We start from the raw sequence: 509 nt of genomic DNA, 5'->3' as shown, positions 1-509 counted from the left end.
CTCTGACGCTACACAAAGAATTTGACGATAAATGCGATTTGGTTCCACTGATAGATATTAAGGCATTGGAAAATTACTACAAAAAGCTGACTTGGAGTCTTAGCCCTTCAGATATCACACTGGTACAAAAAATCTACTTCGACGCCCAAAGCACTTGGAGTGGCAAAGACGGCGGGATACCCGGAGAAGAGTGTGATGACCTGGGCGCTGAAATTCTTGATTTCGATATTGGAACCTCGAACCCCCGCGAAGAGATGCTAAGTCTACTCGATGCGACGCCGCGTGGCAGTTCACAGTATAAAATCCACGCAGCAGCGGTGGCATGGGGTGGATATCTCGGGGCTTCCATTACCTGTCCAGACTACTCTGTCAGTTCGGTCGCCGTGAATAAGATCCAAGAAAGCAACAGGGACGAGTTCCGAATTCCGTACCTATTGGCACTGATGGCCGCCGTTAAAGCTCCTCCTGATTGTCGAGATGTAGAGCCTTTCGCACGTGATGGCGGTGTG

The 509-nt window shown here is 49.5% G+C and carries 1 protein-coding gene; it reads left to right on the top strand.

The features are described 5' to 3' along the window. Positions 1 to 509 (top strand): hypothetical protein (locus EN780_RS39480; protein ID WP_189557159.1); only part of this gene is annotated, 509 nt, incomplete at both ends.

The sequence above is a fragment of the Mesorhizobium sp. M4B.F.Ca.ET.089.01.1.1 genome, from assembly GCF_004022605.1.
In the GTDB taxonomy this organism is placed as follows: Bacteria; Pseudomonadota; Alphaproteobacteria; order Rhizobiales; family Rhizobiaceae; genus Mesorhizobium; species Mesorhizobium abyssinicae.
This window is presented reverse-complemented; position numbering and strand designations above follow the sequence as displayed.